This window comes from Peptacetobacter sp., from assembly GCF_029264495.1.
GTDB lineage: Bacteria > Bacillota > Clostridia > Peptostreptococcales > Peptostreptococcaceae > Peptacetobacter.
Window position 1 is genome coordinate 1 of record NZ_JARIBH010000044.1, and the last position, 3417, is coordinate 3417.

Consider the following 3417-nt stretch of genomic DNA (forward strand, 5'->3'; position numbering starts at 1 on the left):
TATTTACTACTGCTGCCTCTACAGGTATAGCAACAGAACTTACTGTTATAGCTGCAACCATCATCATTGCTGCTATTCTGTTTCTATTTTTATTCATAACAAATCCTCCTAAATATAAATTTATCTATTTTTAAATAATAAAAAAAGGCATAGTTATCCTAAAAATGACTATGCCTTATATATTCTTCTAAAAGTTTACATTCTAAAACAACAGACTTATAGTGTCTGTCTGTCTGTCTGTCTGTCTGTCTGTCTGTCTGTCTGTCTGTCTTGATTTTCGCAAACTTAAACATATTTGTAAACCCCTTTTTATTATTTTTTTCAATACTGTTATATATAACATAATAATACTTTTTTTACTATTTGTAAAGAAATATTTTTATTTAAATTAGTTTTGAATTTTATATCATTAATTCTATAATCCTAAATTATATAAATCTATAAATTTTCATACAAAAAAGGCTATCAATTTTGATAGCCCTTTTCTTTTATTTAATTTTCCATATTTCTCCATTTGGCATTCTAAAAATATCTCCACAATATACTTCTCTTTTCTCTCCAGTATGAAAATCTCTTAAAATAATGAATTCTTTATATTCAGGTTCTTCAACCCATTTACTAAAATACATATCATCATAATCTCTGAATACAAAACTTTCCTCGTTTTCTATTTTATATGTTTTTCTTTCTGGATAAATAATTTCAAAAGTTCCATTATTGGGACATCTTACTATCATTATAGGTTCTATTTCTAATAATAGATTATAACAATCCTCTATTTCTGATAAAGAAATTTCTGTTTCTACTTTTTTTATCGAATTTAAGTCATAAGAAGATAAAATATCATCACATTTGAAAGAGTTCAAAATCATAATATTTTTATTAAAATCAACTTCTAGAAAATATATCTTTCCTTTACTATATACAGGTCTTTCAATATATATATTTTCTCTTCTTTCAAATAAGTTAAAGACTTTTCCATCTGGATAATGAACTAAATAAACATTGTTTCCATCAAATTTATTTCCAGATTTTATTATTTCTTCAGCTTCAAATAAATCTAAAAAATTATCATTATACTTCTTGCAAAAATACCAATCAGGATTTCCTTCTATGCTTTCTAAGTATCCACCATTTTTTATATTTATCGTTTTATATTTCATATTTTACCTCCTTATAACAATGTATATGAATTATAATGTTTCTATTTCTTTTACTAATTCATCAATCAATCTATCAGCAGGAATTTTTCTTATAATTTCTCCTTTTTTGAATAGAAGCCCTTCTCCTTTTCCACCAGCTATACCAATATCAGCTTCCCTAGCTTCTCCTGGTCCATTTACAACACAACCCATTATAGCAACTGTTATGTCTTTTTCCATATTTCCTATTCTTTCCTCAGCTTCATTTACCATATTTATTAAATCAATCTGAGTTCTACCACAAGTTGGACAAGATACTATTTTTATTTTATCATTTAAAAGTCCAAGACTTCTCAATATATCTTTACCTACTTTTACTTCTTCAACAGGATCTCCTGTTAATGATATTCTCATAGTATCTCCTATTCCTTTCATTAAAAGGCTTCCAACTCCTATAGAAGATTTTATAGTACCTCTTTTTATACTTCCAGATTCTGTTATCCCTATATGTAGAGGATAGTCCACTTTTTCAGACATAAGTTCATAAGCTTCTACTGTTCTAAATATATCTGAATTTTTAAGAGATATAACTATATCATGAAAATCTAAATCTTCAAGTATTTTTATATGACCCATAGCACTTTCAACCATTGCTTCAGCACAAGGTTCACCGTATTTTTCTAGAAGATGTTTTTCAAGTGATCCACCATTTACACCGATTCTTATTCCAATATTATTAGCTTTACAAGCTTCTACAACTTCTTTTACTCTTTCTCTACTTCCTATATTTCCTGGATTTATTCTTACACCATCAATTCCCTGTTCTATAGCTTTAAGTGCAAGTCTATAGTCAAAATGTATATCAGCTATTAATGGTATATTTATTCCTTTTTTTATTTCAGATATAGATTCTGCTGCTATCATATCTGGAACTGCAACTCTTACTAATTCACAACCAGCTTCTTCCAATCTTTTTATTTGTTCTATAGTTTTTTTTGCATCTCTTGTATCTGTGTTTGTCATAGATTGAACACTAATAGGATTATCTCCACCTATTTTTACATTACCACATTTGACAACTCTTGTTTTTTTTCTATTGTAAGACAAAATAATCCCTCCAAAATTTTAATATATACTTTTACCTATGTACTTTACAATTTTATTTATATAATCTTAATTTATCTAATAAGTTTTAATATATCATTGTAAGTTATAAATATTATAAATGCCATAAGCACTGCAAATCCTATAAAGTTGACCATACCTTCTTTTTCTCTATCAAACTTTTTACCACCTCTTAAAAATTCTATTATAAGCATTAAAATTCTAAAACCATCAAGTGCTGGTATTGGTAATAAGTTAAGTATTCCTAGATTTAAACTTATTACAGCCATTACATATATAAGATTTACTACTCCAACTTTACTAGCTTCATTTACAACAGATATTACTGCTACTGGTCCTCCAACAGCATCAGTTATTTTCATAGGAAGATTTCCTGTAAATAACTGTACTACAAATGTAACCATCTGTACACTCATCTGCCAAGTAGCTATTATCGATTTTTTTATAGCTGTAAATGGATTTTTATTTAATTTTGCTTCTATCCCCAAAACATATCTATTTTCTTTTGTTTTTTCTGGAGTTATTTCAAATGTTTTCTCTTTTCCTTCTCTATTTACTACTAATTTTGCTTTTTTAGCTCCATTTTTTTCTATATTAATTCCAACATCTTCCCATTTACTTACTTTATCTCCGTTTATTGAAACAATACTATCTCCTTTTTCTATTCCAACTTCATATGCAGGAGTTCCTTTTACTACATTTGCTACTTCTGTAGTAGGAGTTCCTATATATGAAAATACTCCTGATAATAATACTATTGTAAGAATTATGTTGAATATAGGACCTGCTGCTATTGTTTGTAGTCTTTGCCATATAGTTTTTTCATCAAAAGAATCCATATGAGTAAGCTCTGGATCATTTTCTGCTCCATCTTCTCCTGCCATTGCTACAAATCCACCAACTGGTATTAATCTTATAGAATATTCTGTTTCACCTTTTTTAATACTCCAAACTTTAGGACCCATACCTACTGCAAATTCAATTATTCCTATTCCACTTCTTTTTGCAAATATAAAATGTCCTAATTCATGGAATAGTACTATAAAACTGAATAATAATACTATGAAAATTATATTTAATACGCTCATTATATTCCCCCTTTATTTTTTCTTTTTAACAAATATAATTAATAATATTATTAATTATATTT

At 27.3% G+C, this 3417-nt stretch carries 4 protein-coding genes; all 4 read right to left on the minus strand.

Features of this window, described 5'->3' with window-relative positions; translation table 11 throughout:
* Nucleotides 1–158: 158 nt before the first annotated feature.
* Nucleotides 159–293 carry a hypothetical protein gene (locus tag Q1J78_RS04515; RefSeq protein ID WP_300280538.1) on the minus strand — a complete coding sequence of 45 codons (135 nt, stop codon included), beginning with the start codon at nt 291–293 and terminating at the stop codon, nt 159–161.
* A gap of 195 nt (nt 294–488) precedes the next feature.
* Complete coding sequence (locus Q1J78_RS04520) at nt 489–1163, minus strand: hypothetical protein (protein ID WP_300280541.1); 675 nt, start codon at nt 1161–1163, stop codon at nt 489–491.
* 30 nt (nt 1164–1193) lie between these two features.
* A complete protein-coding gene (ispG, locus tag Q1J78_RS04525) occupies nt 1194–2249 on the minus strand; it encodes a flavodoxin-dependent (E)-4-hydroxy-3-methylbut-2-enyl-diphosphate synthase (protein ID WP_300280544.1) in 1056 nt (351 codons plus the stop codon).
* 71 nt (nt 2250–2320) lie between these two features.
* Nucleotides 2321–3355: an RIP metalloprotease RseP gene (gene rseP, locus Q1J78_RS04530; protein ID WP_300280547.1), complete on the minus strand. Its 1035-nt coding sequence runs from the start codon at nt 3353–3355 to the stop codon at nt 2321–2323.
* Nucleotides 3356–3417: the final 62 nt, after the last annotated feature.